1 protein-coding gene is annotated in these 351 nt (G+C 57.5%); it reads right to left on the bottom strand.

Features of this window, described 5'->3' with window-relative positions; genetic code table 11:
- A partial coding sequence (locus BT993_RS06950; RefSeq protein WP_208600530.1) for a DNA cytosine methyltransferase occupies positions 1-351 on the bottom strand: 351 nt, incomplete at both ends.

Below are 351 nucleotides of genomic sequence, written 5' to 3'. Positions count from 1 at the left end.
CGTAAAACTCTCCCTCGGGCCACTCGGGCATGCCAGCTAGCGCGTCCTTGATGGTTACTACGGAGGAACCGCTCGACGCGCCGTGCGTTGGTGAGGGGAACGTGTAATCGAGCCCAAGATCAGAACGTAAGCCCACGATGAAGATGCGGCGCCTTTCTTGAGCTACGCCGTGCTCGGCCGCATTGAGTACCTGATGCTTGACGCGATACCCCGCCTCAGCGACGACCTTAAGTTGATCTTGCAGAAGGTGCGCATAGTTGCGCCGCCCCATGCCAGACACGTTCTCGACGCTGAACGCCTTGGGGTTTATCAAGTGAAGAGCGCGAGCAAATTCTTTGTACAGCGTGTTGA

The organism is Streptobacillus ratti (assembly GCF_001891165.1).
GTDB classification, from domain to species: Bacteria; Fusobacteriota; Fusobacteriia; order Fusobacteriales; family Leptotrichiaceae; genus Streptobacillus; species Streptobacillus ratti.
The sequence above is the reverse complement of the archived record's forward strand: the minus strand, read 5'-3'. Positions and strand labels throughout refer to the sequence as shown.